Here is a 25,993-nt window from a genome sequence, read left to right as displayed (position 1 = left end):
ATAAACGAATTGACTGTATATTTGCCCCAAAGCTAAAGACAAACATGCCCGGTAGGATTATTTTCTTTTTGATTTTATTTGTGGTTACCAAAACCGGATTTTCTCAGGATATTTCCAAGGCTGATACGGTCATCATTGGCGGAGATACACTGGTAATGCAAGGCGATTCTTTGATTTTTACCACCGAAGCGCCTCCCATATATTGGAAAAAAGGCGGGAATTTTAATTTCAGTCTGCAACAGGTAAGCTTAAGTAACTGGGCAGCAGGAGGAGCGAGCTCTTTTGCCCTGAATACAGGTGTTCAGCTTTTTGCCAATTACGAAAAAGAAAATATCATCTGGGACACGAAACTTTCCATTAACTATGGAATAAACCGACAAACGGGAAGGGCCTATCCCACGCGGAAATCAAATGACAACTTTAATTTTTCAAGTAAATACGGGAGACAGTTGAGTGAGAAAGTTTACTTGTCCACTCAAATTGATGCCCGGACCCAACTCCTGGAAGGTTACAGGTATTTCCGGCCCTCCGGCGCAGAAAGAGACAGTCGCAACAGGATCTCAGACTTTCTAAGTCCGGGCTATATACAATCCTCTACCGGTTTAAATTACCAAACCTCCTTAGAAAACGATGGAAAATTTTCAACCATTATCTCTCCATTTACTGGTAGGTTTACCATTGTTCTGGATGATTCCCTCAGCCGGGTAGGCGCTTTTGGTGTAATCCCGGGAGAAAAAGTAAGGCCTGAGGCTGGTGTCTCTATGGGCACTACAGCTGACATTCAGGTAATGGAAAACATCCGGTGGAAAACAGATCTCAATCTCTTTTCAAATTATGAAAAACTCGGAAACATGGTAGTCAATTTCAATTCCGTCATCAGCCTGAAGGTAAACAGGTACATTACTACCAGAATTGAAACCATCCTGATTTACGACGAAAGTGTTTTTATTGAACAGGATGACGGCAGCTCTTCCCGGGCCATACAGCTACAAAACCTCATTAATTTTGGAATCGGGCTGGACTTCTAAAAATCTGTTTCCAGGCCAAAACGGTTTTTAAGTTCTTTCAAGGCGGGTGATTTTTTTAAAAGGAATCCCAACTTCTCACTGGATGTATACAGGTTTTTTGAGGGATCAATGGCCTCTTCCCTGACCTCAAAACTTACTTCCAATTCGGGGTTGTTAAATTTTCTGCGCAGGATACCGGTGAGTTCAGGTTTGAGTTTGGAAAACAAATCCTCCTGAAGCCCCTTACTTAGAAAAAATACCAGCTGATAGTCCCTGACTTCAAAGGGTTGTTTCAACAGGGCCATTTCCATGTTTTTGTGGTCTTCACTGAAAGCCATCTTTACCTCCTCCAGCATGTCCTTTACACCCTGCTCCGTGAGTGCCTCCTGAGGTTGGCCGCCTGTTTCTTTGGGTGGTGCCTGCTTTTTTTCTTCCTCCCCGACCGGTTTATCTACCGGTCTGGCTTTCATTTGATTTCTGACATCGGTCAGACTGGCGGGTATGGAAATGGTCTTTTTTACAGTCGATCCTTCTCTTACCTTACCAGGTCCGGTTGGGGGCGGGGGTAGGTCTTGTCCAGGATTTTTGTCTTCATTAGCTATACTTTTTTTTTTGGATCTGCCTCAGATACAGCCGCAAGATTGATTGCGTGGGGCAATTTCGCCAGTTTCATCAAAACCAGTTCTACATGTAGCCGTTGGTTCTTACTGCTTTTGTAAGCCATGTCTGCCTGATTACAAATATTCAGGGCCGATAAAAGAAAAGAAAGCGGTGCTTTGGCGGCCTGGGTAGTATAGCGACTTTTTACCGCCTCCGAAACCTGAAGCAATTGAACCGTATCCGGGTCTTTACAAACCATCAATTCCCGGAAATGCTCGCTCAATCCGATCAAAAAATTATGCCCGTCAAATCCTTTTTTCAAAATTTCATCAAAAATCAACAGGGCCCTGGAAATGCTTTCCTCCAGCAAGACTTCCGTTACTTGAAAATAATAGTCGTAATCCAGTATATGAAGGTTGTTGATGGTTTCCTGATAGGTAACCTTATTGCCGGCAGAAAAAGTAACAATCAGGTCAAAAATGGATAAGGCATCTCTGAGTGCCCCGTCAGCTTTCGTGGCTATCAGCCTAAGGGCCTCTTCTTCATAATCGATTTCCTCTTCTTTGGCAATATAAGCCAGGTGCTGGCTGATGTCCTGAATTTGAATCCTGTTGAAGTCAAATATTTGACACCTGGAAAGAATCGTAGGAAGGATTTTGTGTTTTTCGGTAGTGGCCAGGATAAAAACAGCATGTTTGGGGGGTTCCTCCAGCGTTTTCAAAAAAGCATTGAAAGCGGAAGTAGTGAGCATGTGAACCTCATCTATGATATACACTTTGTATTTCCCTTTCTGAGGCACATACCTCACCTGCTCCACCAGGTTACGAATCTCCTCCACTGTATTGTTAGATGCAGCGTCCAGTTCATGTACATTAAAGGAACTGTTGGAATTAAATGCCTCGCATGAGCTGCATGAATTGCAGGCTTCTCCAGTATCCTGCCTGGATTCACAGTTGATGGTTTTGGCCAGAATTCTGGCACATGTGGTCTTACCTACTCCTCTCGGGCCACAAAATAAAAAAGCCTGTGCCAGGTGGTTGTTTTTTATGGCATTTTTCAGGGTAGTGGTAATATGACCTTGCCCTACCACACTTTTAAAGTCGGAGGGCCTGTATTTTCTGGCAGAAACAACAAAATTTTCCATCACCGCAATTTATAAAATTAATTGAACTTAAATCTCCTCATCTTTCCTTTTTACCCCTTACCAAAAGTTAAGGCACTGAAAATTTGTCATTTAAAATAAAGTGTGCGCCAAAAAAATCCAAAAACTATCCTGGCTGCAAACCTCATCCCAGTTCAGGCCCTGCCATAAGATAATATTTTTCCGGAATGCCTGCGCAGGCATTGGTATGCAAATACATTCTGATCAGCTCTCTTTGCATTTCAAAGCCTTGTTGCTCCAGCCAGGTTTTCATTTCGCTGCGGTTAGCGGCCATGTCCAATACCACTTCCTTTTCACCCAACTGCATCAGGGCCTGGTGGAGAAGGGCCTTAGCTATGGTGTCATTTTCTGCTACCATTGGACCCAGTTGTATATACCGACTACCTTTTCGGCACAACAGGAAGCCTTTTACCCCACCCTGCTCCCTGCATACGAATGCTCCCCCGGGCAAAGAATGCCAGATATGCCGGAGCACCAATTCCCTGTTGGCACCAAATACCTGCGCATCAAGCTCCATTAAATCCCTGAGCTCTAAAATACCCAATTTGAAAACCGACGGGGAAAGGTCGTTATTGGGCAGCAAAGAAACTGGTTTTCTGATCCATCTGAAAAGAGAATACTCCTTCTTGAAACCTAATTTCTCATATACAAATTGTCCTGCAGGCGTAGCATCCAATTTGATGGTAGGGCAGAAACTCAACCTGTCCATCAGTTCAAGCATCAACCGGTTACTGATCCCCTTCCTCCGGAACCGGGGATTCACAAGCATCATCCCAATCCAGGCCAATTTACCTTCATACACAAAGGCCGTCACCGTACCCACTGTTTTTTCTTCTGCCTTGGCCACCAGACAAAGGCGGGGATGCTGGGTCAGGAACAACTCCCAATCCGCCTGTGTTTGATTCCAACCTTCAGCTGTCTTTAAATCCATGGCAGCCACCAGGTCTTCTTGCTGCATGTTACTTAAGAAAATTTCTGAATCCATAGGCTTGAGTATTCTTCCAAAGATGTAATATTTAACAGTTAACAGGAAATATTTAACAGCAGTTGTTAAATTTTTTATATTTTAGAAATTGTATTTTGATTCGTTTGGAATAGGCGACAGTAAAACCCAATAACTAAATGGTGAAAAACCTGATAAAACTGGAAATATTAAAAAGGGTAAGGAGTACTTCCTTTGCCAGAAGCCTCGCTATTGGGATTTTCGTGTTTTTTATCGGTATTTTTCTATTGGGTTATCTTTTTCTATTTGGCCTGGTATTGAATAAACTGGTCAAAGATGTCCTGGGAAAAGACGATGCTGTGGTATTCATCAACAGTTGCCTGCTTTATTTTTTCCTTTTAGAGCTCATATACCGGTACTTCATACAGCAATTACCCGTCATCAGCCTCGGCAGCTTTCTGCACCTGCCCCTCTCCAAATCGAGGATCATTCATTTCCTACTTGGAAGTAGTTTTATATCCCCTTTAAATATCATCTCATTACTTGTTTTCGGCCCTTTTGCATTTCTCGAGATTCAGCCCTTGTATGGGACATTTCCTGCCGGAATTTGGTTGACAGCGGTAGTACTTACCAGCTGGTCCATACACTGGTTTATCCTTTGGTTCAAGCAACGGTTTGAAGACAGCATGACAGGAACTATAGCCGTTTTCACTACGCTGCTGATTAGCCTTGGAGCCAATTATCTCGGTATTTATGATATGGGGGCTTTCTTTGAGCCCGTTTTTACCTTTGCCCTTGAAAGCCCGGTACCCATTTTTCTGCTTTTGACAGTGTTGATCCTCAGCTATTTTCTTTGCTTTGCATTCTACCGCCAAAATGCCTATTTGGAGGAACTCAGTGAAGGGGAGCACCTGCAGTTTGCCAATAAAAACCTGGGGTTTTTGTCAAAATTCGGACTTGCCGGGGAAATGGCCAATTTGGAATGGAAACTGATTATCCGGCATAAAAAAAGCCGAACCTATCTGATGTTATGCCTGATCTTCCTACTGTACGGCCTGATCTTTTACAACAACCCGGCCTATCAGACCACATCCGGCTTTAGTTATGAATTCATCTTTGTAGGAACTTTTATCACCGGCATTTTTATGTTGCAATACGGACAACTTTTTTTGAGTTGGAATTCCCCTGCTTTTGATTTCTATGTTCACCAAAAAAATGGATTGAAAGCCCTGGTCAGGGGAAAGTACCTGTTATTTACAGGTATTTCCCTACTGTGTTTCATACTCTCAGTACCTTATGTCTATTTTGGCTGGGATGTTTTGCTGATCCACCTGGCCACCTTTTTATTCAATATTGGGGTAACGATGCACCTGGTCATTTACCTGGCGCTATGGAAACCCAAACCAATGGACCTGAATAAAGGTTCTATGTTCAATTATGAAGGGATGGGAATATCCCAGTTTCTCATGTTTATTCCGCTGATAGCTGCACCATACGCTGTATTTCTACCATTTGCCTATTTATTTGGCGATTACGCAGGATTGTTGGCCATGAGCATAGCCGGATCTTTTGGGATTCTGGTATTTCGCCGCATATCTGCTTCTATTGCTGAGAAGATCATTCAGAATAAGTATGAGATTTCCTCCTCATTTCGACAGGAATTATGATAAAAATAAATGCATTGAAGAAAATTTACGGCGAAACTACGGTGCTTAATATCCCGGAGCTAAGCATCCCTAAAAGCCAGTGTTTCGGTTTGGTAGGAAACAATGGTGCGGGCAAAACTACCTTGTTCCGTATCATGCTGGATCTGGTTAGGGCTACCGAGGGGGAAGTAAGGGTCGATGAAGAGGATGTAAGTAAAGGGGAACAATGGAAAACAAAAGTAGGCGCTTACCTGGATGAAAACATGTTGCTCTCCTTTTTGAGTCCTGAGGAGTATTTTACCGCCTTAAGAAAAATATACCAACTTTCCGAACAGGACCTGAGCCTGCATCTGGAGAAATTCAGTGATTTTTTCAATGGTGAAATTCTGGGTAACAAAAAGTACATCCGTGATCTTTCAAAGGGGAACATCAAAAAGGTGGGGATCGCTGCCGCCATGTTGGGAAACCCGGAAGCCGTTCTTCTGGATGAACCATTTGAAAACCTGGACCCCAGCTCTCAGATCAGGCTGAAAAAATTAATCCTGAAGGAAAAGGCCGACCATCAGGTGACCTTTTTGATTTCCAGCCATGATCTCAACCATGTCATAGAAATATGTGACCGCATCGTCCTGTTGGAAAAAGGAGAAATGGTCAAGGACCTTCAGGAAAAATACGATATGACAGCAGAATTAAATGCTTATTTCAATGTGGGTTGAAACAGTCCCGGTAAATGGACAGTTTTAGAATTGAAAAAATCGCCCAAAAGGGCTAATTTGCTTTAAAAAAATTGACCGAATATGAAAAACCCTTCCAACAGAAGACATTTCATTAAAAGAACGACACTGAGCTCATTGGGAGCACTTTTGGGTGCTGAAATAGTATATGCCCTTCCAGAGGGCTACCTCCCCCTGGCTTTATCGCAGGAAAAAGATCCCGCCACACCCTTTGGAAAACATGAAGAAATGGTGGTCCTCAACGACCAGCCATGGAATGTGGAGGCCCAGGCACATTTGCTCGATGATGTCGTTACTCCGGCCGATAAAATGTTTATCCGAAACAATGGGATAATTCCCGAAAACATAGCTGTCGATAAATGGACCCTGACTATCAAAGGTGAATCCTCCAGGCAGGAGAAAACGTATTCCCTGGAGGAGCTGAAAGCAAAATTTAGCCAACACAGCTACCACCTTGTTTTGGAATGTGGCGGAAATGGGAGAAGCGAATTCTATCCTCCTGCTGATGGTAATCAATGGACGGTAGGAGCGGTTTCTTGTGCTAAATGGACAGGAATCAGGTTAAGAGATGTTCTTCAAGACGTAGGTATACAGGACAATGCGGTCTACATCGGATATTATGGTGCAGATACACACCTCAGCAGGGACCCTAACAAAAACCCCATTTCCAGGGGAATCCCCATTTCCAAAGCCATGGAAGATCAGACCCTTTTGGCTTTTGCCATGAATGATCGGGATATCCCCATTGCCCATGGGCATCCATTGCGACTGATCGCTTCGGGATTTCCAGCCTCCGTTTCAGGAAAGTGGATTCACACCCTGGCGGTAAGGGATAGGGTACACGATGGAGAAAAAATGGCTCCACCCTCCTATGCTGTTCCTTGTGAGCCCGTAGAACCCGGAACAAATGTTGCTAATGAGAACATGTGCACCATTGATAAAATGCCTGTAAAATCTCTAATCACTTATCCGAAATCCGGGGCCATCCTAAGGGAAAACCAAAAATTAAATATCCGGGGACATGCCTGGACAGGCTCGCAAAATATCAGTAAAATGGCGTATTCTATTGACTTCGGAGCAACCTGGCAATCCTGTAACCTGCGTCCTGCAGTCAACCCTTATGCCTGGCAACAATTTGAAGCCGAAATCGACTTTCCTCAGAAGGGCTACTATGAAGTCTGGGCAAAAGCAACAGACAATGAAGGAAACAGTCAACCCATGCTTCCCCCCGGATGGAATCCCAAAGGTTACCTCAATAATGCCTGCCACCGAATAGCTATAAAAGTATCCTGAAAGCATGCAACATTTACCTGGTAATTTAAGATTATTGATGGGAGCGGGACTGTTGGTGCTGATGCTGATAGGTTTCGGTATTTATTTCCAGTCCTTCACCGAGGCTCCCCCGGCCGACGGAGAAATAAGAAATGCCGATAAGCCCCTGGCCGTAGAAGGTGTGGAAAATGAAATCAAAGACGGAATACATGAACCAACGGGATTCATTGCCAGCGAAGGATTGGATCTGGTCATTGCTCATTGTACTGCCTGCCATTCTGCCAAACTGGTTACCCAAAACCGGGCAGACCGGGAGGGCTGGAAAAAGATGATCAGGTGGATGCAAGCGACCCAAAATCTCTGGGAACTGGGAGAACAGGAAGAAGCCATACTGGATTATTTGTCCGAAAATTATGCCCCGGTAAAAACTGGTCGTCGTCCTCCGCTTACGGATATCGAATGGTATGAACTGAAAGAATGAATCATGGCCTTTCAGAGATAAATACCTGAACGAATCCCTCCACCTCCCTATTGAAAGCCAGCCGATTGCCATCGCGGGAATAAACCAAAGAAAAGGGGGCTGTTTCGAATTCATTACTGATCCTGATCGGATTCCCTGGGTTACCCAGACCATCCAGCCGGTTAATGTAAAGCGCATTGTCGCAGACATAGGCAAATTCTCTGGTTTCAGGATGCCAGCGAACCATGCTTTGGACCGGGGTATCATGGAAACTTACCTGCATGGACTCCCCTCCCAAAGTCGGCACCAAAAACACCTGCACAAGTCCCTTATTGTCTTTGGCCAGATAACTTACAAAGGCACCATCCATGGAGGAACTCACCCAATGCCTCGGTGCTGCAGTTACTCCGGGATATTTCCTGTCTTCGGTATAGGTCAACCTTCTCCATTCGGTATTCCCGGGAGGCGTGGGCATGGTGGTGTGACTCCCTTCCAGCGGTCCGGCATCACCGGCTTTGTGAATGTCCTCCGGTATATCAACGATAAAAACCTCGGTCAGCTTCCTTCCATTCCGATCTACCAAATCTCCTAAAAATGCCCTTGAAAGCTGCCAGGAGCCGTCTTCCTTTTGATAGCCTTTTTTTCCCACCCACCAGTCACTATAGGCCCGGCTGATTTCCTGGCTACCAGGTACAGGTGCAGCAACCACCTGGACCAACAATACGGAAAACCAACTCCCCTGAATGTTTTCTCCAGGCTGATCCAAATCTGGTTTTACCTCAGGGGCTTGCTTTTTTGCCACACCGACCGTCCTCAAATCATGGACCTTACCTGTTTCTTCCTCCAGAGCTACCATCAAGGCATCGTTATAGGTAAAGCCCAGCCAGTTCCCATCTCCACTCCACTGGTGGCGGTGGGTACCTCCCCGCAAAGCTCCTGCGGTAAACGGGGGTGTAATATCCCTGCTATCCATCCAATACGATTGGTTTCCTGAAGATTCATCCACAATCATTCCCAGGCGCCTGTGGCCCGCATATGGCCTGTCTGCATCGGAATCAGGCAGGCCATGAATAAAAACCACCTGGTTAAGGAAAGGATGATAACTCACCGCTCCTACTCCCGGACCAAAGGGAGTTGGGGATTCGACCTGATAAAGAATTTTCGTGTTTCCATTGTCCACATGCACCTTTTCAATCCGGTCATTCAAGGCTATTCCAGCAGGATTAGGTCGGGTATCATATACTATCCACTGACTATCGGGAGAAAAATTCTGGTTATGGTCCAACTCATGATTTTGGGCTTTAAAGGTCAATTGCCTTTCACTCCATAAATCCTGCGAGGACGACGGCTTTACCAAAAATGGCATAAAGGCCATAAAAAGACAAAATTTAAACAAGACAGTATCCATGAAGGCTTACCAATTGGTTTTTAAATATACTTAACGACCACCCATTCCTACCATTTATCACAGTCATATTACGTATGGTTTTCAAAATCCGATTTTTTTCTGAATATTACCTGCTCCAAAATACTTTCCAAACATGAAAAATTCCATATGCAGCTTATTTTTATTTATTGGATCGTTGGTTTCTTCCTTCGGTCAGGAAATCCAATGGGAGCCTATCGCCCCTGGAATCTGGAAAGGCTCCACTGGGGAGCCTGAAAGCTATGATCTTTTATCGGCTGCGGCTCCTGACACCAGAATGGCTGCTCTAGAAAAATTGGGAGAGGCAACATTCCCGCTGGATAAAAATGAGATAGCGGCCCTGCAAAAAGATGGCAAGACCTATTTGAAATTTCCCCTGAAAAGGGAGGAACAACTTTTCGGATTTGGTTTGAATTTCAAAACAGTACATCAAAGAGGCCGGATATTGAGACTCCATGTGGATCATTATGGTGGGGCTGATAATGGCAGAACACATGCTCCGGTACCTTTCTATGTTTCAGACCGGGGATATGGAATTTTCATCAACTCCGCCAGGTACCTGGATATTTATGCAGGCTCCGCTTCACGGCTGGACAGCAAGGATCCTGCGGTGGCAAGAGACCGCAATACAGATCCTCAATGGACAGCCAGCCCTTACTCCGATGGGGTGGAAATTCTTGTCCCCGCCAATGGTGTGGACTTCTATTTGTTTGCAGGCCCCACACCGCTAGAAGCTGTGCAAAGGTTTAACTTATTCAATGGAGGAGGCCCCTTGCCTCCACGATGGGGTCTGGGTTTCACCCAAAGGGTTCACCGGCTGTATAATCAGGAGGATGTTATTTCAGAAGTAGACGAATTTGAAAAGAGGGGTTTTCCCCTGGACTTCATAGGTCTGGAACCTGGATGGCTGAGTAAATCCTACCCCAATACCTTTGACTGGGACCCTGGAAGGTTTCCGGATCCCGCAGCACTGGCAGCCAGCCTGAAAAATAAAGGTGTGGGATTAAACCTGTGGATCAACCCTTATGTATCACCAGAGGCTGAGTTTTATGAAGAGCTGAAACCTTATTATGGCAGCCACACGGTCTGGGCAGGAGCAGTGCCTGATTTAAGCATGAAAACGGCCCGCACGATTTATTGGGAAAAATTCAAAAAAGACCATATCGACATGGGAGTGGGTGGATATAAGATCGATGAGGTAGATGGCTATGACCGCTGGCTGTGGCCGGATGTAGCCACTTTCCCTTCAGGTCTGGCAGCAGAACAGTTACGACAAACCTACGGATTACTCGTACAGCAGCAGAGTGCCCAACTCTTTCGGGAAAAGGACCGCCGAACATACGGACTGGTGAGGGCCTCCAATGGTGGTGGGGTTTCCTTTCCCTATGTGCTTTACAATGATTATTACAACCACCGGGATTTCATTACCGCACTCATCAACAGCGGCTATGCAGGGATTTTATGGACGCCTGAAGCCCGGGCCTCTGATACCGCTGAGGAGTGGTTGAGGAGGTTTCAAACGGTGGTATTTTCTCCCATGGCCATGATCAATGCCTGGGCCAGTGGCACCAAACCCTGGACCTACCCTGAGGTGGAAGAGGAAGTAAAAGCCATGGCAGTATTACGCATGCAAATGATGCCCTATTGGTACAGCAGCTTTGCCCAATACCATTTTGAAGGCATACCCCCTTTCAGAGGCATGAATCTGGAACCGGGATTTGAAGAGAAAGTACAAAACCAAGATCCCAAAGTTTCCGACCTGGAGTCCAACCCTTATCAGGAAGCGATGAAGAAGGAGATCAAAGACCAATACATGGCAGGTCCCTCTCTTTTGGTTGCCCCTTTTTTTGCGGGTGAAACTCAGCGGGAAGTGGTACTACCAAAAGGCAATTGGTACGATTTCTATGACGGAACCTTTGTCGGTAATGGAGAAATCATCTCTATAGCGTCAAGGTTGGACCAGATTCCGGTTTTTGTCAAAGATGGGGGAATTATCCCTATGATGGAACCCATGCTTCATGCGCCTGAAAAAGGACAAACCTTTGATCTGGAAATCAGGCATTATGGGAAAACCCCCTCCACCTACCTACTTTATGATGATGATGGGGTTTCCTATGCCTACGAGCAGGGGGAATTTTCATGGAGAGAGATCAAAGTCGAAAAAGATGGGGATGGAAATTGGAAAGGGCGCCTTTCGAAAGCAGAAAAGGGAAAACCAGACCACATAGGTACCATTAGCTGGAAATTCATGACCCATCCTTGATTGATACAGGCTGACCTTGTTCAGGCGTACCCTATCCTTGGCTCAAAGAGTATAAACAATGAGTTAAAATAACTATATTTAAAAGAATAAGTTATTAGACAAAGCGTATGCATACAATCTTTCAATGAGTACTGCTTACTTTAAATTTTACCTAACAAACATAAAATGAAAAGCATGATCCACTTTCTAAAAGCCAATTCATTCTTCATCCTTATTCTTTTAATTTTCGGCGGGTTTACTTCTTGCGCTACTAAAATCACTTTTCCAGTATCAGCCGTGGTACCTGCTGCTGAGCCTTCTGCCAAAATCAGTAAGAATAAAGAGGGAGCCTATGAGTTGGAATTAAATGTAAATAACCTGGCCTTGCCTGAAAGGCTATCTCCGCCTAAAAAACACTATTTGGTTTGGATAGATACCGATCAGGGAATAAAAAATCTGGGAGAAATAGCCAATAACAGTGGGATTTTCAGAAACAGGGGAAAAGCAGCCTTTGAAGCGACTACCCGAAACAAACCTGTAATGATCCTTGTGACTGCTGAAAATGATTTGGAAATAGATTATCCCGGCAGCCATGTGGTATTAAAAAGTCGTCCTTTTGAAGTGAAATAAATAAAACTTCATTTCGATAAAAGTTTTTCCCTACCCATTTGGCTTACTACTTAGCCTCAAAAATACAACTGCTTTATTTTTTAACCTATTTACGTGTTTTTATTAATGGGAATTAATTAATAAGATATATTTTAAACCTATTTTTAATTAAAAATCATTTTTTTTACTTTTTTAGGTTAAAAAATAAGCCTTTTTAGAAAAAATAATTTTTTTTCTAAAATAGAAATGATGTATATTTACTTCAAATAGATTAAAACCTTAACAATAAATGGAGCAGGTAAATCTCAAAACCTATTGCCTGTACCAATCCGACAGCTTATATCCCTTTCAGTATTAAATTTTCAGTAGAAAAATAGTACTCGAAAAAAACACGTTGAATTGGGGCGTTTCGCCCTAATCGCCCATTTTTTTAATTTCACACTCCCTGGTTGATGAATATTGAACCATTGACTGAATAGTCAGCGTATCTGATTTCCCTTTTCAGGGAAGCCAGTCCGCTTTCTGTTACACGATAAGAAAACTTCCTCCCAAATAGCCCACGGACCAAACCAGTCCATTTGACCCGTTATTCGGATTACCAAAAATCTGGTTTAAATCATCACTTAACCACTAAATATTACAATTATGTTTAATCTTTTACCAAATTATTACCTCAAGCAACTTTGTTGTATTTGTTTGTTGATTGCTGGACCATTAATTACTTCCCAGGCCCAGCAAAAAAACATCAATGGCACTATTATGGATGAAAAGGGCCAGGGTATACCCGGGGCCAGCGTAGTGATCAAGGGAACCCAAACCGGAAGCATCTCTGACATGGATGGAAAATACGCCATTAATGTTCCCGAAGACAAAAACACCCTGGTATTTTCTTTTATTGGCTTTTTGAAGAGTGAGATTGAAATAGGCGCTTCCAATACCATTGATGTGATCATGAAAGAAGAAACAAAATTACTGGGAGAAATCGTAGTAACTGCGCTTAATTTTGAAGAAGATCCGGACAACCTTGCAGCCACAAGTTCAAAAATAACATCAGAAAGCATTGTAAAATCAGGGGAAGCAAGCCTGATCTCAGGAATGGCAGGCAAGGCATCCGGGCTTCAGATCTCTGCACAGGGAGCGGACCCGGGTGCCGGAGCTCTGATTCAAATAAGGGGTCAAAGCACCATCACCGGGAATACCCAACCACTGATCATTCTGGATGGGGTTCCCATCAGCAATTCCATAGAGGGGGCCGGAGGTGGCGGCGTAGTCCAACAATCCAGGCTAAACGACATCAATCCCAATGACATCGCATCCATCCAGGTACTAAAAGGTGCCTCTGCAGCTGCATTATGGGGTTCCAGAGCAGCAAATGGGGTTATTGTAATCAACACCAAAAGCGGAAAAAAAGGAGATAAAATCAATATTGGCATCTCCTCCACCTTATCATTTGACCGTGTCAATACATTTCATACCGGCCAAAGCAATTTTGGTCAGGGAATAAACGGTAATTACAGCCCAACACATCCCAACTCCTGGGGAGATAAAATTGCTGATCGACCAGGTTCACCTGATGTGGTGGATGAAAGCGGTCGCTTTTTCGAAGCCCGGGATGGCACCAGATATTATCCCATTCTTCAAAAAAATACCCAAGACACCTATGCTGACCATAATTTCAAACAAGTCTATGGAACAGGTACCTTTATGGACAATGCCATCAACATCAGCGGCGGGGATGATAGATCTGACTACTATTTTAGCATAGGAGATTTAAATCAGAATGGCATGATGCGGGGCAATAACGATTACCGACGGACCACCCTGCGTTTGAATACCAGCAGAAAATTCAATGATTTTGTGAAAATCACCAACAGAACAGGGTATACCAGAAGTTTTTCCAACAGGGTAGGAAGGGGTAACAATACCTCAGGTGCACAACTGGGCCTATTGCGAACTCCTCCTGATTTTAATAATGAACATTATATAGGAAGTTATTATGAGGGGCAAAATGCCACTCCGATAGAAAACCGACAAAGGTCATACAGACGATACCTGGGCGATTCTCCTATTCCTATCTTCAACAACCCTTTGTGGACCATGTATGAACCCGAAAACACCTCCCTGGTACATCGATTCATCAATAGTTTTGATCTTGAAGTCAAACCTGTAGACTGGTTTACATTCAATACCAGATTGGGAATAGACAATTACAGCGATGAAAGGAAAACTTATTTTCCAATTAGTGATTCTGCCGGTTCAGGTGAAGGATATTATTCTGAATCCATTACCACTGAATCTGAAGTAAACCTCGATTTAATTGGCAGGGTGGTAAAGGATTTCAGCCCGGGTATTTCAACCAGTCTAATTGTTGGGTTTAATGTCAATGACAGGAAATTTGTCTCCAGCGGAGGAACAATGAGAAGTTTTCTAATCCCCAATTCACCCCCAAATTTTTCCAACGCAATAGAAGAAAACAGAACTCCGCAAAATTATAACAGAAACGTCCGTGTAGCCAGGGTTTACTCCAACCTGAACCTGAGCATACAAGATGCTTTGTTTATCAATGTATCGTTGGCTGGTGAATCTGCCTCTACTTTCGGAGAAATGTCTGACAAAACATTTTATTATCCATCTTCTGATATCGCCTGGCAATTCTCCCAATTGGGAATAGTCAATAATTCATCCTTTATCAATTTTGGTAAACTCCGCGCATCTTACGGGGTAGTAGGCGTGCAGCCCCTGCCCTATCGCTCCAATACGACCTTTTCGTCTACGAGTTTCTCGAATTCTCCCTGGGGAGACAATATCAACGGATCCCAGTTTGGCAATGGAGCCTATCTGATTGATACAGAACTTGGTGATGCTGAATTGAGGCCTGAAAGGAAAACAGAATATGAGCTGGGTACGGACATGAGATTTATGGACAATAAACTCAGAACTTCCATCACCTATTACGCCAATACAGTGGAAGACTTGCTCATACCCGTTTCTCTGGCCCCGTCGGTAGGGTTTTCCTCTACTTACACCAATGCGGCCACTTTGGAAAATAAAGGATGGGAAATCGATTTGGGAATTGACCTGATTTCAAAAGGCGATTTCAAGTGGAGTTTGAACGGAAACTTCAACAGAAATAGAAATACAGTTTCAAATCTGGCTGGAACAGAATCCCTAATTCTGGCTGGTAGAGCCGATAGGGCTGACATGCGCGCAGTAGAAGGATATCAGGCCGGCGTTTTCTGGGGAGGTAGATTCGAAAGGGATGCAGGAGGAAGCCTGGTATTGAATGAAAACAATTTTCCTATGGCAGATCCAACCTCTGGTGTGATCGGGGATCCGAACCCCGATTGGAGAGGTGGGTTTGGTACTACCCTGACCTACAGAAAGCTTACCCTTGATGTTTTATTTGAAACTTTCCAGGGAGGAGACTTTTTCGGTTTGACACGAGGGGTAATGTATACTTTTGGTACCCATGAGGATGTTGGCAATGAAGTGGTCCTGGACCAAACCCTCACCAATTATGCAGGAGAAAGTTTCCCTGCCGGAAGTACTGTCAGAGGTAATATCCATGATTTTGGAGGAGGCCCTGTCTTGTTAGATCAATCTTACTATACTTCCCTCGGCAGTGGACTGGGTTCTGCTCCAGAACAATTCATTGAAGATGGAAGTTGGACGAGATTAAGGGCGTTATCCCTAAGCTACCTTATTAACTCTGCTGGTTTCCGGAACCTTACAAGGTTCCAGTCAGCTGAAATTTCAGTAACTGGTCGAAACCTTCTTTTGTGGACAGATGTGTCAGGTATTGATCCGGACACCAATTACTCCGGAAATATCTTTGCCAGAGGGTATGATTATTTCAACAGCCCCGGAAGCCGTTCCTTTTTGTTTTCCATCAAGCTGAATTACTAATACATTCCACTGCTAAAATCACTAAACAAATGAAAAATCCTATAATAAAAACCATTTTCATCTTACTGACAATTGGTCATTTTGGCTGCGAATCGATCGTCGATGACCTGAATACGGATCCTAACAATCCCACGGATGCCTCCGCAGAACTGATGCTCACAGGAATTGAACTTGCCAATATGTCCATTCATGAGGGACATACTGCAAGGGTAGCCGGCATGTGGTCCGGATATTTTACAGGTATTGCCAGACAATACCCGGACTTCAGCAATTACAATGCAACTGGGGCTACTTTTGATCAAATATGGGAAAATATTTATGCAGGAGTAATCAATAACGGCAATATCATTATAGAAAAGTCTGAGGCATTGGATAACAGGCTGATGATGGGTATAGTGAAAGTAATTCAAGCCAATGCATTGGGAACTGCAACAGCCTGCTGGGGAGATATCCCCTTTTCAGAGACAAGCAATATTGGCTCATTTCCAAACCCAAAATTTGATCCCCAACCTGAGGTATACCAAAACCTTCAGGCAATGTTGGATGAAGCTTTGGACTTACTGAATTCAGGCATAGGATCGGTTTCGGCTGATGCCGATATATTCCTTCAGGGCAACAGAGAAAAATGGATTGAAGTAGCTCATACCCTCAAGGCAAGGTTGTATCTTGAACAACGAGATTACCCTGCTGCCTTCGAAGAGGCCGGCATGGGGATAAGCAGCCCTGAAAACTCACTAATGGCACCTCATGGCACCGTAATCAACAGCAATGAAAACCTGATGTTTGCCTTCCTTCAACGGGGAAGATCCGGGGACATGAGTTCATTAAACACTTATTTAAGTAAAATATTAAACCCGGATGCCCCGGAGTATAAAGGAAATCCCAAAACCAACGAGAAAGCCAGGTTTGAATTTTATTTTCTCCAAACAGATAACATTTCCAATATTACGCCCAATACCTCGAGTGAAAGCGATAATACCGGAATTTTTGCAAGGGATGCATCTTTCCCATTGATCACCTATCAGGAAAATTTATTGATTCAGGCTGAAGCAGGAATGCGATCTCAAGGGTTTGAAATGGGGCTTGAAAAATTAAATGCTTATCGGTCCTATTTAAATTCAGGTGAATCCCTGCATCCTACCTATAGTAACGGCGCCTTTGAATTCAGCTATGAGCCCTACGAAAGAGTGGACTTTACTGCCGGTGGAATGGCTTATAAACAGGGTTTGGATGAGCAAGAATCATTATTAAATGAAATTCTACTGGAGAGGTATGTGGCATTTTTCGGGCAAAAGCTCGGTTTTATCGATATCAGAAGAACAAGAATGGAAGCAGCGGGGGTTCACCCTACTCCCAACGTAGGCAACACTTTACCCGAAAGGTTTCTGTACAGCCAAAGTGAAATCAACTCCAATACCAATGCTCCTTCACCAGTACCTGGATTGTTCGATCCTACACCCATTAATCTTGTACCCTGATAAACTGCATCCAAAAACTTAAACGCATAGATTCATGAAAAACTTACTGATCACCCTATTGCTCATCACCATTATCGGCCAGGCTTCATCTCTTGCTCAAACAAGAAGCACAGGTAAGGCTTTTGCAACCAGGTCAGAAACCATCTCAAAAAACGGAATGGCTGCAACCAGCCATCCACTTGCCACAGAGACGGCATTAAATGTATTGAGAAATGGAGGGAATGCCGTGGATGCTGCTATCGCTGCGAATGCAGTCCTGGGTTTGGTAGAGCCAACCGGAAACGGTATCGGAGGCGACCTATTTGCTATCGTTTGGGATGAAAAATCGCAAAAATTACATGCCATTAACGGCAGCGGAAGGTCCCCAAAAAGTCTGGATATCAATTATTTTCAGGAAAAGGGATTCAATGTCATTCCCTACCTGGGCCCACTACCTGTATCAGTGCCGGGATGTGTAGATGGCTGGTATGAGCTTCATGGTAAATTTGGAACTGTACCTATGAAAGACTTACTTCAGCCCGCCATTAGTTATGCGATAGAAGGGTTTCCGGTAACTGAAATAATTGCTGCCCGTTGGGCACGGGAAGTCCCTAGAAGGATTCAATACCCTGGTTTTAAAGAAACATTTACTTTTGATGGAGAAGCACCAAAAAAAGGGGAGATATTTAAAAATCCAGACCTGGCCAAGACTTTGACATTGATTGCTGAAGAAGGTAGGGATGTTTTCTACAAAGGAAAAATTGCTCAAACCATCTCTGATTATATGGCACAGAATGGAGGATTCTTGTCCTACAATGACCTTGCCGAACACCGTTCAGAATGGATAGAGCCAGTTTCTGCTAACTACAGAGGATATGATATATGGGAGCTTCCTCCCAACGGACAAGGAATAGCAGCTTTGCAAATGTTAAATATTTTAGAAGGTTTTGACCTTAGGGAAATGGGTTTTGGAAGTGCTGCCTACATCCATACTTTTACTGAAGCAAAAAAGCTGGCCTATGAAGACCGGGCAAAATATTATGCCGATATGGATTTTAATTCCATTCCTGTTGAGGAATTGATTTCCAAACAATATGCAGAAAACCGGAGAAGCTTAATCGATCCCAATGCTGCCTTAAGGACACTGGATGCCGGTGAACTCAATCAGGGTAGCACCATCTACCTAACCACTGCGGACCAAGAGGGGAATATGGTAAGCCTGATTCAAAGCAATTATGGAGGAATGGGATCAGGAATGGTGCCTACCGGATTGGGATTTGGTTTACATAACAGGGGGCAAATGTTCAATGTAAGAGATAGTGAGCATTTCAATGCCTTCGAACCTGGAAAAAGACCTTTTCATACCATTATACCTGCATTTATCACAAAGGATGGAAAACCATTCATGAGTTTTGGCCTGATGGGGGGAGCGATTCAACCCCAGGGACATGCCCAAATCGTTATCAATATCATCGATTTTGATATGAATGTACAGGAAGCTGGTGATGCCCCCAGGATCAACCATACCGGCTCTTCCGAACCTACAGGAAGTATCATGGAAGATGGTGGTACACTTTACCTGGAATATGGTTTTGGGTACGAAGAAATCAGAAGCTTATCCAAATTGGGACATGATGTCAAATATGGCAGGCCGGATGGATTTGGAGGTTACCAGGGAATCATGGTTGATTATGAAAACAAGGTGTACTATGGCGCATCTGAATCACGAAAAGACGGTTATGCTGGTGGCTTCTAAAAGTTTAACGCTAAAAATTAAGGACCTACCGGAGCGCAGGCATCCGGGTGATGCCCTAAAATTAATTTTGGCAATGCTGTTCAGGTAAATTCATTTGAAGTTAAAGACAGGTATACCCGTTTGATTTACAAATTGGTATACCTGTAATTTTATTTCAGTTTTTTTCATGCAATTAATTCATTTTCTGAAAGTAAGCAAATGCGCCTCATTCAGGAAATTTACCCCATTCCGGTAAAATTATTGGTCCTGGTTGAAAATTCAAAACGTTAAAATCCAATCATTTCAATATATTTTCTAAATAAAATTCATACTTTTGCACCTTAATTCAATTACACATGCAGAGTATCCGTAATATTGCGATCATCGCACACGTTGACCATGGCAAAACTACCCTGGTTGACAAAATCATTCATGCCTCAAAAATCTTCAGAGAAAACCAGCAATTTGAGGACCTTATCCTGGACAACAATGACCTGGAAAGGGAAAGAGGCATTACCATTCTTTCCAAGAATGTTTCTGTCCGGTATCAGGACATCAAAATTAATATCATAGACACTCCGGGTCACGCAGACTTTGGGGGAGAGGTGGAACGGGTTTTAAAGATGGCTGATGGCGTCATACTATTAGTAGATGCCTTTGAAGGACCCATGCCCCAAACACGCTTCGTTTTAGGAAAAGCCCTTGAATTAGGCCTTACTCCTATTGTGGTGGTCAACAAGGTGGATAAAGAAAACTGCCGGCCTGACGAAGTGCAGGAAGCGGTTTTTGAACTGATGTTTAATCTGGACGCAACCGAAGAGCAATTGGAATTCCATACCCTTTATGGCTCTGCCAAGAACAACTGGATGGGGCCTGACTGGAAGCAACCAACCGACTCCATTATTCCTCTTTTGGATGCCATAGTCAAATACATTCCTGAACCAAAAATTGATGAAGGAACAACCCAAATGCAAATAACATCTTTGGACTACTCCAACTTTGTGGGCAGAATTGCCATTGGAAGGGTAAAAAGAGGCAAAATCATAGAAGGACAGCAGTATGCACTTTGCAAAGCTGACGGCAGTACCAAAAGAATCAAAGTAAAAGAATTGCATGTCTTTGAAGGCCTGGGTAAAAACAAGGTCACTGAGGTACAGCCGGGAGATATTTGTGCCATCACTGGCATAGAAGGTTTTGATATAGGAGATACGGTGGCAGACCTGGAGAATCCGGAGCCCTTACCCAGGATCTCCATTGACGAGCCTACCATGAACATGCTTTTCACCATCAATAACTCTCCGTTTTTCGGAAAAGAAGGCAAGTTTGTAACCTCAAGGCACCTGAGGGACAGGCTCATGAAAGAAACAGAGAAAAATCTTGCTTTGCGTGTTGAATCCACGGACAGTGAGGACAAGTTTTTGGTTTATGGAAGGGGTATCCTTCACTTGTCTGTACTGATAGAAACCATGCGCAGGGAAGGGTATGAAATACAGGTAGGCCAACCTCAGGTAATCTACAAAACCATCGATGGAGAAAAACATGAACCCATCGAAACCCTGGTAGTAGATGTCCCCGATAGTGCTGCCGGTAAAGTAATCGAGTTGGCTACCCAAAGAAAAGGTGAGCTACTGGTCATGGAGCCAAAAGGCGATTTGCAGCACCTTGAATTTAAAATTCCTTCCAGGGGATTGATCGGATTGAGAAACAATGTTTTGACCGCAACACAAGGAGAGGCCATCATGAATCACCGGTTTTCTGCTTACGAACCTTTTAAGGGAACAATTCCGGGAAGAATCAATGGTTCTTTGATTTCAATGGAGGGTGGTGCCTGCACGGCATATGCCATTGACAAGTTACAGGACAGGGGATTCTTTTTTGTAGACCCGGGAGAAGAGCTATATGCCGGACAGGTAATTGGTGAACACTCTCGTGACAATGACATTGTCGTCAATGTGCAGAAAGGAAAACAGCTCACCAACATGAGGGCTTCCGGATCAGATACGAATACAAAAATTGCTCCTGCCAGGAAGTTTTCCCTGGAAGAAGCCATGGAATATATTCAAAAAGATGAATACCTCGAAGTCACGCCTAAGAGTATCAGGATGAGGAAAATTCACCTGAATGAAAATGAAAGGAATAAAGCTGCAAAAATGCAGGGAGCATAAGATTACCGAAAGGATGGAAATAATTTTCCATCCTTTTTTTAATTCATGCGGAGCGATTAAGGTTATTTCCTTAATTTTATAAGCTCATTCGAATTATTGATACCATAAGGAAAACATCCTGTTTTTTCACTATTAGGTTTCCATATATTACAGAACAATACTATGAAAAAAATTGCAGTATTTACATCAGGAGGGGATTCTCCCGGAATGAATGCCTGTATCAGGGCTGTAGTCAGAACCGGTATTTACCACGAGATTGATGTTTATGGCATCATGTATGGCTATGATGGGATGATTCATGGGAACATTAAAAAAATGCAATCCCACTCTGTAAGCAATATCCTTCAAAGAGGTGGAACCATATTGAAATCAGCCAGAAGTGAGGATTTCCGGACCAAAGAGGGTAGAAAAAAGGCTTTTGAGGAATTGGGAAAACATGGCATAGAAGGTTTGGTAGCCATCGGAGGGGATGGTACTTTCACAGGGGCCAAAATATTTTACGAAGAATATGGCGTACCTACCGTAGGGTGTCCAGGCACCATTGACAATGATATATTTGGTACCGATTACACCATTGGTTTTGATACGGCAGTAAACACAGCTTTGGAAGCCATAGACAAGATCCGGGATACGGCTGCAGCCCATGACCGCATCTTTTTTATTGAAGTAATGGGAAGGGATAGCGGATATATCGCTATAGAATGTGGTATAGGCGGTGGAGCAGAACTCGTCATGGTCCCTGAAACCACTACCACCATCGAAGATGTGGTAAAGTCCCTGAAGGGGCTTAGGAAATCCAAGACTTCAAGTATTGTGGTGGTAGCCGAAGGTGATGAAGAAGGCGGAGCTGCTCAAATCATGGATCGGGTAAAATCCCAGTTTAAGGGGGATGACAAGGAATTCAAAGTGACCACCCTTGGACACATCCAAAGAGGCGGGAGTCCTACTGCCAAGGACAGGATATTGGGGAGCAGAAGCGGCATGGCAGCCGTGGAAGGATTACTGAAAGGTGAATCAAACTGCATGGCAGGTATCATCAATGATCAGGTTGTTTACTCCCCGTTTGAAGACTGTATCAGCAAAAGCAAACCCCTGAAAGAGGAATACCTCAGGCTTCAGGAATTGTTGAGCATTTGACATGGGATTTATACCGATTTTTATCTCTCTTGGAGGGTTCGTCTTTTTGTTTGCCATACTGGTACATTATAACCTGCTACAAAAAAGAAAAAGCATGCAGGCAGGATTGATAGATATCTTCGGGCTTTTGGATCAACTAAATACTGATCCGGCACAGAAAGATCAACCTCCAAGGGCTGACTTTAAACTGACCCTGGCGGAGCAGCAATTCAGTGAAATCCGGAAATCACCTCAGGAAAACCATGACCCTGAAAAAATCGCTCTGCTAGGAGAAAAGATCCTTCAAGCAAAAAGGATCCGGTATGAACACAATAAGCTCATAAAAACAAAGCCTTACTCCTTTGTTGCCAGGCTACTGGGTCACCGTGACATATGAGCCAACACCCAGGCCAGTATTTCCGGGTATGAATCCGGATGAAACCAGGTATAATCCGGATCCTTCCGTAACCAGGTCAACTGTCGTTTGGCATACCTCCTGGAATTCCTTTTCAGTAGCCTAATGGCCTCCTTCTTATCGTATTCACCATCCAGGTTCCCGAATATTTCTTTATAACCTACCGTCTGAAGGGCATTCAATTCCCGATAGGGGTACAGTTGAGCTGCTTCTTCAAAAAGGCCATGTTGGATCATTTCATCCATTCTTTGGTCAATTCTGTCATAAAGCTCCCCTCTATCCCTGTTAAGTGCTATTTTCAATGCCTGGAATGGCCTGTATTTTTTCCTTTTTATCCTGAATCGGCTGAAAGGCTCACCCGTACTCAGGCAGACTTCAAGCGCCCTGATCAGGCGTTGGGGGTTGTTGAGATCAACCTGCCGATAATAATCAGGATCCAGATCCAATAGTTTTTTTTGCAATTCAGGCAGGCCATTCTTGCGGTATTCCAGGTTAAGTTTTTCCCTGATTTGCAAATCAATCGCTGGCATTTCATCCAGCCCATCCACCACCGCATCAATATACAAACCGGAGCCTCCGGTCATGATCAGCAGGTCCTGGTCCAAGAAAAGTCTGTTCAGCAGATCCATTGCCTCTTTTTCAAATGCTTTTACATCATAGGCCTCATGAATAGATTTGTTATTTATAAAATAATGGGGGACTTGATGCAAATCCTTTTTATCTGGTTTGGCGGTACCTACATTCATTTCCCGAAAAAATTGTCTACTATCCGAGGAAATAATAGCAGTATTAAATTTTTTGGCTAAATTTATGCACAAATCAGTTTTGCCTACAGCAGTTGGACCGGCGACGACTAAAAGTATTTTGTTGATGGGAGTCAAATTTTGTGAAACCTAAAATAGAATCCCGAAGTTAAGGAATTTCAGCCATGAAAAACAAAAAAGTCCTGATCGTAGATGACAATGCGCTAAACCGCAGGGTTTTTGAAAATGTAATTGGACACAACTATTTTTTTGAATCGGCTTCTGATGGCATGGAAGCCATTGAAATGCTTAAAAAAACCAATTTCGACATTGTTTTAATGGACATTCAAATGCCCAAGCTGGATGGGATATCCTGCCTTAAAATCATCAAGGAAGAAGAAATCACCAACATTCCCATCATTGCCATTTCGGCCTATTCCAATCAGGGGGACCGGGAATATTTTTTATCAACGGGATTCGATGATTTCATTGCCAAACCAGTCAAACCCAAAGACCTTTTGGAAACGATTCATTATCATTTACAACCCGGTATAAATACCCCCCTGGACCCAGAGAATGAGCAGGAAAAAGAAGCGGATCTAAACGAATCCGTCATTCAGCAACTTTTGAAATACCATAACCTGGAAAACATTAAATCAGTGTATCGTGACTTTTTGGAAGAAGCGGAAAGCCTCACTGAAGAGATAAAAAAATTGGCAGATTTGAAAAATTTTGAGGAAATTGGAGAAAAACTTCACATATTGAAAGGCAATTCGGGTACATTGGGCGTTATTGTCATCCATAATGCTACAGCCAGTTTTGAAAAAAAAATCAAACAGTTTGATCATACGGAAATACACAAGGACATAGAAAAGTTGGAAGAGGGTCTTAAAACCTATCAAAAGATTATTGAAAACAATAAAATATTTACTAAATATGAGTGACCCCAAAAAAGTACTGGTGGCAGAGGATAGTTCTGTAATAATCAATTTAACAAAAAACGTTTTGCTTTTTGAAAATTTTCATATTACAGCAGTTAAAAATGGTCAACAGGTGTTGGATAAGCTGGGTAAGGAGGACTTTGACCTGATATTGATGGACATCAACATGCCTGTCATGGATGGCATTGCCTGTACCAAAGCCATCAGAAAGCTCCCTGATCCAAAAAAATCAGAAATCCCTATCATAGCCATCACCGGAAACTATAAAAATTTCACACTAGATGATTTTAAAAAGGCGGGTCTTGATGATTATGTACAAAAACCATTGGATTATGATCTACTGCTTTCAACTGTAAAAAAACATATTTTCAAGTAAAATGCCCATCAGGTACACCAAAAGTTATTTGGACAAACTGGAAAATATTTTTGCTGTCTCCGAATACCACCTCAGGTATGAAAAAGGCAATTTTAAATCAGGTTATTGTATCCTAAAAGACACCAAAATCGTTATCATCAATAAGTATTTTACACTGGAAGGTAAAATAAACGCCTTGTTGGAAATCTTAAAAACCCTCGATTTTAACCCCCAATCTTTTGAAGACCAAAAGCAGCAAGATTTCCTGATTGAACTTAAACAAACTGAATTGAAGCTTTGAATATAACATTTTTAGGGACTGGAACTTCTCAAGGCGTACCTGTCATTGGTTGTACTTGTGAGGTCTGCCGTTCTTTGGATTTTCGGGATAAAAGGCTTAGGACATCTCTCCATATCCAGCAGCAGGATACAAGCATAGTCATAGATACTGGTCCCGACTTCAGAATGCAAATGCTGCAAAACAAAATTCCCAGACTTGATGCTGTGGTTTACACCCATGAACACAAAGACCATACTGCCGGTCTCGATGATATCAGGCCCTATAACTTCAAACAGCAAACTGACATCCCGCTATTTGGCACCCCGCAGGTACTGAATCAGATCAAGGCAGAATTTTCCTACATATTTGCGAAAAATCAATACCCGGGAATACCCCGGGTAAAACTCAGGGAAATTAGCAACCTCCCTTTTGAGGTGATGGGAATCAACTTCACTCCTATTCAGGTCATGCACCACAAACTACCCGTTTTTGGGTTCAGAATTGGCGATTTTACCTACATTACGGATGCCAATTTTATTCCTCCACTTGAAATTGAAAAAATTAAAGGGACAAAAACACTGGTATTAAATGCCCTGCAAATAAAACCCCATATCTCTCACTTTACCCTGGAAGAAGCCCTGGCATTCATTGAAGAAATCCAGCCCGAAAAAGCCTACCTGACACATATCAGCCACAAGCTGGGATTGCACCAAACGGTGCAAAGCAACCTGCCCGATAATGTGGCCCTGGCATTTGACGGCTTACAAATCAGCACCTGA

General features: G+C 43.3%; 22 protein-coding genes. 17 read left to right on the top strand and 5 right to left on the bottom strand.

All coding sequences use genetic code 11. The annotated features are described in order from the left end of the window. Nucleotides 1-44: 44 nt before the first annotated feature. Nucleotides 45-1,028: a DUF3078 domain-containing protein gene (locus tag GL182_RS04375; protein WP_163378323.1), complete on the top strand. Its 984-nt coding sequence runs from the start codon at nt 45-47 to the stop codon at nt 1,026-1,028. Here the strand turns inward: GL182_RS04375 and GL182_RS04370 are convergent. The 3 genes from GL182_RS04370 to GL182_RS04360 form a co-directional block, all read right to left on the bottom strand. After that, nucleotides 1,025-1,477: a DNA polymerase III subunit gamma/tau gene (locus tag GL182_RS04370; RefSeq protein WP_163378322.1), complete on the bottom strand. Its 453-nt coding sequence runs from the start codon at nt 1,475-1,477 to the stop codon at nt 1,025-1,027. The two genes, GL182_RS04375 and GL182_RS04370, sit on opposite strands and share 4 nt — an antisense overlap. Before the next feature lie 128 nt (nt 1,478-1,605). Continuing rightward, nucleotides 1,606-2,751: a DNA polymerase III subunit gamma/tau gene (locus tag GL182_RS04365; protein WP_163378321.1), complete on the bottom strand. Its 1,146-nt coding sequence runs from the start codon at nt 2,749-2,751 to the stop codon at nt 1,606-1,608. Nucleotides 2,752-2,893: 142 nt separating this feature from the next. Beyond that, nucleotides 2,894-3,754, bottom strand: a complete 861-nt coding sequence (locus tag GL182_RS04360; RefSeq protein ID WP_163378320.1) for a GNAT family N-acetyltransferase — start codon at nt 3,752-3,754, stop codon at nt 2,894-2,896. Between the two features lie 137 nt (nt 3,755-3,891). On the opposite strand from GL182_RS04360, the gene GL182_RS04355 reads away from it, so the two are divergent. From GL182_RS04355 to GL182_RS04340, 4 genes are all read left to right on the top strand, one after another. Further along, nucleotides 3,892-5,379 (top strand): DUF5687 family protein, encoded by a 1,488-nt coding sequence (locus tag GL182_RS04355; protein ID WP_163378319.1) that lies wholly within the window; start codon nt 3,892-3,894, stop codon nt 5,377-5,379. Beyond that, a complete protein-coding gene (locus GL182_RS04350) occupies nt 5,376-6,074 on the top strand; it encodes an ABC transporter ATP-binding protein (protein ID WP_163378318.1) in 699 nt (232 codons plus the stop codon). The genes GL182_RS04355 and GL182_RS04350 overlap by 4 nt, the downstream gene beginning before the upstream one ends. Before the next feature lie 81 nt (nt 6,075-6,155). Further along, nucleotides 6,156-7,385: a sulfite oxidase gene (locus GL182_RS04345; protein ID WP_163378317.1), complete on the top strand. Its 1,230-nt coding sequence runs from the start codon at nt 6,156-6,158 to the stop codon at nt 7,383-7,385. 4 nt (nt 7,386-7,389) lie between these two features. Beyond that, the gene (locus GL182_RS04340; RefSeq protein WP_163378316.1) at nt 7,390-7,845 is read left to right on the top strand and encodes a hypothetical protein; all 456 of its coding nucleotides are present in this window, start codon (nt 7,390-7,392) and stop codon (nt 7,843-7,845) included. Nucleotide 7,846: 1 nt separating this feature from the next. Here the strand turns inward: GL182_RS04340 and GL182_RS04335 are convergent, their stop codons facing one another. Continuing rightward, on the bottom strand, nt 7,847-9,199 hold the full coding sequence (locus tag GL182_RS04335; protein ID WP_240469570.1) for a DUF3748 domain-containing protein: 1,353 nt from the start codon (nt 9,197-9,199) through the stop codon (nt 7,847-7,849). Nucleotides 9,200-9,365: 166 nt separating this feature from the next. Between GL182_RS04335 and GL182_RS04330 the strand changes: the two genes are divergently transcribed. From GL182_RS04330 to GL182_RS04295, 8 genes are all read left to right on the top strand, one after another. Next, nucleotides 9,366-11,513 (top strand): TIM-barrel domain-containing protein, encoded by a 2,148-nt coding sequence (locus tag GL182_RS04330; protein ID WP_163378314.1) that lies wholly within the window; start codon nt 9,366-9,368, stop codon nt 11,511-11,513. A 165-nt stretch (nt 11,514-11,678) separates the two neighbouring features. Continuing rightward, nucleotides 11,679-12,122: a hypothetical protein gene (locus GL182_RS04325; protein WP_163378313.1), complete on the top strand. Its 444-nt coding sequence runs from the start codon at nt 11,679-11,681 to the stop codon at nt 12,120-12,122. A gap of 624 nt (nt 12,123-12,746) precedes the next feature. Beyond that, complete coding sequence (locus GL182_RS04320; protein ID WP_163378312.1) at nt 12,747-16,007, top strand: SusC/RagA family TonB-linked outer membrane protein; 3,261 nt, start codon at nt 12,747-12,749, stop codon at nt 16,005-16,007. Nucleotides 16,008-16,036: 29 nt separating this feature from the next. Continuing rightward, complete coding sequence (locus GL182_RS04315; protein WP_163378311.1) at nt 16,037-17,485, top strand: SusD/RagB family nutrient-binding outer membrane lipoprotein; 1,449 nt, start codon at nt 16,037-16,039, stop codon at nt 17,483-17,485. A 34-nt stretch (nt 17,486-17,519) separates the two neighbouring features. Continuing rightward, nucleotides 17,520-19,220: a gamma-glutamyltransferase gene (gene ggt, locus GL182_RS04310; RefSeq protein ID WP_163378310.1), complete on the top strand. Its 1,701-nt coding sequence runs from the start codon at nt 17,520-17,522 to the stop codon at nt 19,218-19,220. 335 nt (nt 19,221-19,555) lie between these two features. Beyond that, complete coding sequence (typA, locus tag GL182_RS04305; protein WP_163378309.1) at nt 19,556-21,364, top strand: translational GTPase TypA; 1,809 nt, start codon at nt 19,556-19,558, stop codon at nt 21,362-21,364. 162 nt (nt 21,365-21,526) lie between these two features. Then, nucleotides 21,527-22,501, top strand: a complete 975-nt coding sequence (gene pfkA / locus GL182_RS04300) for a 6-phosphofructokinase (protein ID WP_163378308.1) — start codon at nt 21,527-21,529, stop codon at nt 22,499-22,501. A 1-nt stretch (nt 22,502) separates the two neighbouring features. Further along, nucleotides 22,503-22,877: a hypothetical protein gene (locus GL182_RS04295; protein WP_163378307.1), complete on the top strand. Its 375-nt coding sequence runs from the start codon at nt 22,503-22,505 to the stop codon at nt 22,875-22,877. On the opposite strand, the gene miaA is transcribed toward GL182_RS04295, so the two are convergent. Then, on the bottom strand, nt 22,862-23,776 hold the full coding sequence (miaA, locus tag GL182_RS04290) for a tRNA (adenosine(37)-N6)-dimethylallyltransferase MiaA (protein ID WP_163378306.1): 915 nt from the start codon (nt 23,774-23,776) through the stop codon (nt 22,862-22,864). The two genes, GL182_RS04295 and miaA, sit on opposite strands and share 16 nt — an antisense overlap. A 47-nt stretch (nt 23,777-23,823) precedes the next feature. Here miaA and GL182_RS04285 point away from each other — a divergent pair, with 47 nt between their 5' ends. The 4 genes from GL182_RS04285 to GL182_RS04270 are packed head-to-tail and all read left to right on the top strand — an operon-like array spanning nt 23,824 to nt 25,993. Beyond that, nucleotides 23,824-24,582 (top strand): response regulator, encoded by a 759-nt coding sequence (locus tag GL182_RS04285; protein ID WP_163378305.1) that lies wholly within the window; start codon nt 23,824-23,826, stop codon nt 24,580-24,582. Next, on the top strand, nt 24,575-24,955 hold the full coding sequence (locus GL182_RS04280) for a response regulator (RefSeq protein WP_163378304.1): 381 nt from the start codon (nt 24,575-24,577) through the stop codon (nt 24,953-24,955). The genes GL182_RS04285 and GL182_RS04280 overlap by 8 nt, the downstream gene beginning before the upstream one ends. A gap of 1 nt (nt 24,956) precedes the next feature. Further along, entirely contained in the window at nt 24,957-25,235 is a 279-nt protein-coding gene (locus GL182_RS04275) for a hypothetical protein (RefSeq protein WP_163378303.1), read from the top strand. Then, entirely contained in the window at nt 25,232-25,993 is a 762-nt protein-coding gene (locus GL182_RS04270) for an MBL fold metallo-hydrolase (RefSeq protein WP_163378302.1), read from the top strand. Before GL182_RS04275 ends, GL182_RS04270 begins: the two co-directional genes overlap by 4 nt.

The organism is Cyclobacterium sp. SYSU L10401, from assembly GCF_010993705.1.
GTDB lineage: Bacteria > Bacteroidota > Bacteroidia > Cytophagales > Cyclobacteriaceae > Cyclobacterium.
This window is presented reverse-complemented; position numbering and strand designations above follow the sequence as displayed.